The sequence below is a fragment of the Okeania sp. SIO2B3 genome (genome assembly GCF_010672525.1).
Classification (GTDB): Bacteria; Cyanobacteriota; Cyanobacteriia; order Cyanobacteriales; family Microcoleaceae; genus Okeania.
This window is the reverse complement of sequence record NZ_JAAHGH010000185.1, coordinates 1-7288: the sequence shown is the minus strand read 5'-3', so window position 1 is coordinate 7288 and position 7288 is coordinate 1. Positions and strand designations below refer to the sequence as shown.

The 7288-nt window shown below is 34.2% G+C and carries 7 protein-coding genes and 1 pseudogene; 2 read left to right on the top strand and 6 right to left on the bottom strand.

Annotation, left to right across the window (positions count from 1 at the left end; genetic code table 11):
- The coding region (locus F6K15_RS37000; RefSeq protein WP_293070992.1) for a hypothetical protein at positions 1-193 on the top strand (193 nt) is incomplete at its 5' end.
- A gap of 497 nt (positions 194-690) precedes the next feature.
- Here the strand turns inward: F6K15_RS37000 and rnc are convergent.
- From rnc to F6K15_RS36970, 6 genes and pseudogenes are all read right to left on the bottom strand, one after another.
- A complete protein-coding gene (gene rnc, locus F6K15_RS36995) occupies positions 691-1389 on the bottom strand; it encodes a ribonuclease III (RefSeq protein WP_293070990.1) in 699 nt (232 codons plus the stop codon).
- A gap of 29 nt (positions 1390-1418) precedes the next feature.
- Positions 1419-1688, bottom strand: coding sequence for a putative dsRNA-binding protein (locus F6K15_RS36990; protein WP_293070988.1), 270 nt, complete (start codon positions 1686-1688; stop codon positions 1419-1421).
- Positions 1689-1979: 291 nt separating this feature from the next.
- A pseudogene (locus tag F6K15_RS36985) lies at positions 1980-2231 on the bottom strand (ribonuclease III domain-containing protein); the annotation flags it as partial.
- 551 nt (positions 2232-2782) lie between these two features.
- Entirely contained in the window at positions 2783-3238 is a 456-nt protein-coding gene (locus tag F6K15_RS36980; protein ID WP_293070986.1) for a Swt1 family HEPN domain-containing protein, read from the bottom strand.
- Between the two features lie 978 nt (positions 3239-4216).
- Positions 4217-4645 (bottom strand): thiol-disulfide oxidoreductase DCC family protein, encoded by a 429-nt coding sequence (locus tag F6K15_RS36975; RefSeq protein ID WP_293070984.1) that lies wholly within the window; start codon positions 4643-4645, stop codon positions 4217-4219.
- A 45-nt stretch (positions 4646-4690) separates the two neighbouring features.
- Positions 4691-5593: a DALR anticodon-binding domain-containing protein gene (locus F6K15_RS36970; RefSeq protein WP_293070982.1), complete on the bottom strand. Its 903-nt coding sequence runs from the start codon at positions 5591-5593 to the stop codon at positions 4691-4693.
- 223 nt (positions 5594-5816) lie between these two features.
- Between F6K15_RS36970 and F6K15_RS36965 the strand changes: the two genes are divergently transcribed.
- Entirely contained in the window at positions 5817-6533 is a 717-nt protein-coding gene (locus F6K15_RS36965; RefSeq protein ID WP_293070993.1) for a Crp/Fnr family transcriptional regulator, read from the top strand.
- Positions 6534-7288: the final 755 nt, after the last annotated feature.

The window sequence follows — 7288 nt, the reverse complement described above, 5'->3', positions numbered from 1 at the left end:
TTTTTTTCACCAGATGTTTAATAGACCACCATTAGACATAGGAGTAGAAATTACACATATAGATCATTTTTTGTGTATTTTTTCAGAAATTTTCTTCCCTTTTTCCTACTTCTGCAAAAAGTCTATTCTTTTTCACCAGATGTTTAATAGACGACCATTAGACATAGGAGTAAAAATTATACCAATTTTATGAATGTTTGCTACAAATAGTTAGACTATTTCTTAGGAGTCAACCCACCCCCAACCCCTCCCAGGAGGGGAAGTCAGGAGGACAGAGTCGTATGGGAATAGCTTCAATGCCAGTTTTGAGCTAAGAAATTCTATTTTTTGTCAAAGGGAGACCTCCTGTAAAATATTTTTCTCATGCTTATTATTCGAACACATTCTTTTTTCAAAATGGTATTACACATATAGATCATTTTTTGTGTTTTTTTTCAGAAATTTTCTTCCCTTTTTCCTACTTCTACAAAAAGTCTATTTTTTTCACCAGATGTTTAATAGACGACCATTATAAATAGGAGTGGAAATTACACATATAGATCATTTTTTGTGTCTTTTTTCAGAAATTTTCTTCCCTGTTGCCTGTTGCCTGTTCCCTGTTGCCTACTTATGTAAAAAGTCTATTTTTTTCGCCAGATGTCTATTACAATGCACCACCAGAAATTTTGTTTGTTTACCCCACTTTTTTCTTCAAATTAATCCTACTTTTCTCAGAGCTTTTTCTGCCGCCCGTTTTTCAGCTTCTTGTTTACGATGACCTTTTCCAACGCCATATAACTTTCCCCTAACTCTAACTTCAGCAGTGAATATTTTGGCATGGTCTGGACCTTCTCCATTATTAGATTCATATTTAGGATTTTCTCCAAATTTTTCCAGTGCCCACTGTTGAAATTTACCTTTAGTATCTACTAAATCATCTGTTTGTGCATCACTTTCTGAATCTGGAAAAATTATTTCATCTGCAACAGGTTGAAAAAGTTTTTTCACAAAAGGGCGAACTTTCGTCAAAGTTGAATCTAGAAAAAAGGCTCCAATTATTGCTTCAAAAGTGTCACTAAGTAAAGCCGGGTTTTGACGACCTCCATCTTTTTCTGCTCCCTTACCAAGCCGCATTAATTCACCTATTTCTAGTTGAGTTGCAAATTTTGCCAATTGTTTTTCATCTACTAAAAGTGAACGGAGACGAGTAAGTTCTTTAGGTTTTAAATCATATTCTTCTTTATAACGTCTATAGAGTAGTTCTCCCACTAGGAAACCTAACACAGCATCGCCCAGAAATTCGAGACTTTCGTTATCTTCTTCTCCAGAATTTTCATTTAAAAAAGAGCGGTGGGTTAGAGCTTGTTTTAGAAGTTCAGGATTTTTAAATTCAGGTAGTTTCTTTGTCATTTTCAAATATTGTATTTATTGAGATTCGTCTATATTAATCCTTCTTGTTTCAATTTAGCTAGGGCATTTTCAGAAGCAAGTTTTTCTGTATCTTTTTTACTATCTCCTTCACCTTGAAAATACTTTATATTATCCACAAATACTTGAGACAAAAAAATAGGTTGATCCTCTAAACCACCGCATTTATTAGATTCATATCTAGGAATTTTTTGAAATTTTTTTAATGCCCACTGTTGAAATTTAGCTTTAGTATCGGTTTTGTTGCATGAAAGTATATAGCTGCCGCACTTGCTCTGCATATGTACAACAATAACGTGCGGAAACTACTGTAACTATTGTCCAATAAATAAATAGTCATCATTGCCAAACAAAGCGATATAGCTGCCGCTAGGCTCCGCCAACGCTCATCACTAGAGTAATAACTATTGTCCAATAGATAAATAGTCATCATTGCCAAACAAAGCGATATAGCTGCCGCTAGGCTCCGCCAACGCTCATCACCAGAGTAATAACTATTGTCCAATAGATAAATAGTCATCATTGCCAAAGAGAGTGATATAACTGCCGAATGGATGTTAAGAACGCTAATTTCATGCAACAAAGCCTTTAGTATCTACTAAATCATTGTCTGGAAAAATTATTTCATCTGCAACGGGTTGAAAAATTTTGTTCACAAAAGGGCGAACTTTCGTCAAAGTTGAATCTAGAAAAAAGGCTCCAATTATTGCTTCAAAAGTGTCACTAAGTAAAGCCGGGTTTTGACGACCTCCATCTTTTTCTGCTCCCTTACCAAGCCGCATTAATTCACCTATTTCTAGTTGAGTTGCAAATTTTGCCAATTGTTTTTCATCTAATAATTAATAATTAATAATTAACAATTACCTATCCTTGAAAAGAAGAAGATTGACTGTTAAGGAAAATTTTTTCTTCTCTTGGTCGATTGGATATGGCGAGGAGACCTCGCCATCCCTCGACCGCTTTTTTCTCCTTTAAAAGAGAGGCTTTAAATCTTAATTATTCGGTAAATTGGCAAAAGTTTGAAAATATCGCACAAGATAAGAATTGACACTAATACGAACATTTTGATAATCCCAATGTAATTAGACTAATAATCGAACTAAACCAATTTTAGGTTTAAGCTGAAATCTTATTATGTTGTACCGAAATAATTAAATTACGGTAGATAAGGCTACAACTTACACTTACATTAAAAAAAATAGCATGGTAGTAAGTGAATATCAACAAATAGAAATCTCCAGAAAAGAGGGAACACCGGAGCTGGAAACAGAGATAAATAATTGACAATTTATGGATAATAATTGATTTTTTGAAATTTCTGGAGATGTCTAATAGTATTTTTTTTACACGCTCTTGTCTGCTTATAACAGGAGTTCTAATACTTCCTGTTTTTGATTTTTTCTACATTTTCTACTTCTGCTGCATTGATGGTTTTAAGTAGTTGAATAATACTGTCAAGTGCTATATCTACTTTTTTCTTGGGAAATGGAAAAAAATGGGCACAATTATTACGAATATCTAGAAGTTTTTTTACTTTTGATTTACTCATTTCTGTTCCTTGACTTAAATCATATTTAAAGATATTATCCCACAGTTTATAGATTAGCTTTAGTTGCAGAGATACATCTTTACGCAAAGCTTCATCTAAGTTGCGTTTGTTTAATCCTTGCTGATTTTTTAAGATATTTTTTGCTTCTTTCAACCAATTATCTAAGTAGTATTCTCGCATTCTTTCTTCAATATATGGATATAAAGCTTGAGCTAAAAGCTTTAAAGATTTATAGATTAAATCACCATAATTATCTATGGAAGACTGCTTTTTTGTAATCATTTTACTGATATTTCCTTTGGGTTGTTTGCGAACAACAGCATCGGAACATCAGATATCTATCACTAATAGTGAAATAGTGAGTTACTCAAAAAAACTCCCTTATCTAGATATAAATTCCCCAAAAAATAGAAGTCAAGAGTGACAACTAATATCTCTTTTAACTCACTAATAATATTGGGATATTTTTCTACAGGGAATTTCAGAAAATGAGTATTACTCAAACTAAATAAACACTATATAAGTGGTACTAGCTTCAGCTAATGTCTCATAAATGGTAGAGTACATATATGTACTAACTCGTATATCTGAAGTTTGTAGTGTAGTAATCTGTAGTAAATCTTGATGCTTGTAGATATTTAGTTCTTTGGGGGTTGGTGATTTGAGGTATGAAATCAGTAATTTAGATAAATTAAGAGTAATTCTTTGAGTGGCAAGATTAGATATTGTCTTTACGTTAGATTAACCGAAAAGTACTTTTCTTTCTCCTGACTCCTGATTCCTAAGTAATTCAAATTAATGTTATACATGCGTTTCACCAACGCTGTCCTTTGTACTACTAACTTAGCAAACAGCTATTTATACTAAAGATTAATTACAAATCGAGATATACCAGTGAGTATATACGCCTACCACCGATGAGACAGCAGCCAACAACAGACTATAGACACTAATATTCTATGTTATTTTCTTGAGTATAGCAAAGACATAAAATTATTGTCAATAGTTTTGATATTTATTTTTTGGACGCTACATATAGCAAGGGCGTTTTGCTCCGCAACATATAAAGCGGAGCTTGGCGTTAGCCAATGCCATTTGCTTTGCATAACTATCGTTAACGCCCCTACTTTCGTGAAACGGTATCAGGGACTCCCTCTAGCAAACTCACTTCTTTTCTACTCAGATAAAAGACCTCTTACAAAAGTTTTAATTAAATCAATTCAAGATATCAAATCAACAACTTCATCTCCCTATTCCCTATTACCTATTCCCTGACTTTTGCAAGTCTAAAGAAGCTTTACAACCAAAAGGATAGGGTGAATTATAAGTAGTAGAACGCTTACCAAATATTGTATAACGATTATCTCGAATCTGTTCATAAAAGCGATCGCCCATCCATTTTGCTCCTGGTAAACCGCGATATGCTGCCACAAAAACATCCCCCACAGGCAAAAGTCGCCCTATTTCTTCCGCTGCATCACTACCTTGCCATCGACGTTCCGGTGCATTACCATCAATCAAAATCATACCCATTTCACAATCTTGAGCAGTAATACCAAATTGATTGAGTTTTTCTAAATCTTGCATCGGAATGTACTCAAATAGCTCACCTTTATCTATACTTTCCAACACCTGCACCAAAGTTACACATAAATTGCAGTTGCCGTCATAAATTACAATATAACTCATACGTTTTAGTTTGATTTTAAATACAACCAAAATTGTAACACCAAATTAAAGCTCTACAGGTGCTTCCCCACCTAACCTTTCTTCTAATAAAAATCTAAGTATAGACTGAGTAAGCAAAACCAAACCTAATCTAGCTTGCGCTAACTTCGGTTTTTTCACCTTCACCTCACCCCAAATACGACAATGACTGTAAAAATTTTGAAAAGCTACACTAATAGCATCAGCTACTTTTTGCCAATTTATAGGTTTTTTGCTGCTAGAAACACAATAGATACGATCCAGAGTAGAAGCAATTTGAGCAATTAATTGGTATTCAGAATTATGTGAAAATTGTAATTGCCCATTCGGTTGTTGCCAGGGTATAGGTTGAGAAATTTGGAACAGCAAAAATTGACCGCTGGCATCTGGGCCCGCAGGAGTAAGATTAATTAAGCGATCGCGTATACCCATCCGCAATAACGAACAACAACGAGCATGACTATACTGAATTGGAAACAAATTTGTGCTTTTTAAAGATTTATCGTCAACACCAACCCGTAATTTTTGTTGCTCAAAATTCAGGGGAAAAGAAGTTAGATAATCTAACCAATTAGCGAGACTCAAATCAGTTAAATAAAAGTAAATTATCCCAGATGAAATTACCTCAAACTCAAAATTTTCTGTATATTTCTTAGTGTCAGTATTAACTATTTCTCTACAATATTTAACTAACTCAGTCGCAATATATATCGCTGGTTGTTGGCAAACCGAAGCTAATTTCAAAGCGATCGCTGACTTGTATACAATTGCTCCATTATTTATAGTTTGATTAATTGGAATTACTTCCTTCTTTTCCCAAACTTTTAATGTCTTTTCATACCTGCAAGACAATTTCCATTGCTCCTGGTATAAATTTATAGCTTTTTGTAAAATCTGTATAAAATTACACTTGAATGATAATTTTTTCAATATTATTACCACCTCAAATAAATAAAATTTCTCTTGAATATTCAGAATTAGATGTGTTTTTTGCTACACTAATACTAAGGGTAAAACTGGTATAAGCAGACAGATAAAAATCTGCTTCTATTCCTTTTTCCAAAAAGACTTAAACTTCAGGCCAATTATTACTACAAGTAAAGTACCAATGCAACTATCATCACATCCAGACCTACCAGAAATGTCACTGAATATGGAACCCAGCAGCACTTCCGCACCTAGCAGTAGGCCATTTCTTACTTGGCAACTAATTATAGATTGGGCAGAAGAACACTACCGTAGTAGAGCTTTTAGCAAAGATGAACGTATTCCTGCCCGTCCAGGTTTGCTGTATCTAGTACAAAAAGGGTCAATTCGTTTAGTAGGTAATGCCCACATTAGTGCCAGTCGCAATAAGTCTAGCAAGTCAAAAACGAGTAATATTTCAGACGAAGCTTTCCTTGGATTTGTTGGTGCTGGTCAACCATTTGAACTGATAGCTCAGTCACCATTTACACTTCAAGCTTATGCTCATGCAGAGCAAACAACTGTGCTTTGGATGTATTGGCATGACTTAGATAATTGGCCTCACTTTCGTAGAGAAGTCCTAGATGCCTTTAGATACCAACATCAACGGAAGCTTCTGTGGCTAAGTACCTTAGGTCAACGTCGCACTATTGACAGATTATTCGGATTTCTGACACTATTAATTGAAGAATATGGGGAACCATGGATCGCCCAAGATAAACCAGAAGTAACAAGTGGTTATTATTTGCCTTGGCCTTTGACCCATGCTCAAATTGGCAGTGCTATTGGTTCAACCCGCGTAACTGTAACTCGTCTAATGGGTAAATTACGTCAGCAAGGCTTAATATTTATCCAGAATGATAATCTGATTTGTTTGCCAACACAGTCTGAACAGTCACAATAGTTAAAGAATTTTTGGGTAGTTAGTTCTGGGCAATTATTAAACTTGGATACTAATACATATCCAACCATCAATTGCTATTTTGGATATTATAATATTATGCTTAAATAGATAATGCTATCTATTAATCTAATTTAGTTAGTCTTAATTATCAGATCAAATGATTTGATTGTCATTGCTTATTACTCTATCCCTCTGATGCTAATTTCTGTTCAACGAAGGAATTTTTCTTTTCTTTATTATCTTCTGACAATTAAGTATTTTGATACTTGCCTGTAGCAGAATTTATTTATTCACAGTGTGGATATAGAAATAGCAAATATGAAGAACTGCAACAGTAAAGTAAATAGTTGAATATTATGCGTAAAGACTTTACTACACTAAAGTGAAGCACATTATCGCAGTATAATTATTAGCTCCAACTAATATATTTATCACGTTCAAGCAGATGGAATTTGACTTTTGGTACTTCCAGCAAACCAAAATTAGAAATATTGAGTCCTTTTAATTAAGCATTATAAAAACTCCTCTTCAGTCTCCCTACCCTCCTCCTTGCCAAATAATTTATACCATTTATCAAAAACTTTTCTACATTTTCTTGAGTAGGGGACTTACCCCTAACCCCTCTCAAGAGGCAGGGCTGTTTCAAAGTCTCGTAAGTTAATGATTTAGGGAGAATGAGAGAAATGAGGATAGGGGCATAGGGAAATTTAGCAAAATTTGCCAAAATTTGCTGATTTTTTCAGTGTTGGAGTATC